Genomic DNA, 232 nt, shown 5'->3' with positions numbered 1-232 from the left:
AAAAGGAATTGGCTCTAGTAGTTACTTCGATGATATGAAGGCCCTATATTGCCAGGATATCAGAGATCTTAAAGCGGAAGACGAGCCTGAGTTAGCGAGTCAGTATAAAGAAGTTTTTAATGAATACTCTGGTGATAAAGAGACAAGATTGATTTCACAATTTGTGGCTCTTATTACTAAGTTTAGTGACTTCAACGTGTGGACAGATAATAAGACAATTCTGACTCAATAT

Annotated in this window: 1 protein-coding gene; it reads left to right on the top strand. The window is 36.2% G+C overall.

The annotated features are described in order from the left end of the window. Positions 1 to 34: 34 nt before the first annotated feature. The coding region (locus tag M901_RS07880; RefSeq protein ID WP_232422519.1) for a hypothetical protein at positions 35 to 232 on the top strand (198 nt) is incomplete at its 3' end.

The organism is Bacteriovorax sp. DB6_IX (genome assembly GCF_000447775.1).
GTDB lineage: Bacteria > Bdellovibrionota > Bacteriovoracia > Bacteriovoracales > Bacteriovoracaceae > Halobacteriovorax_A.
This window is presented reverse-complemented; position numbering and strand designations above follow the sequence as displayed.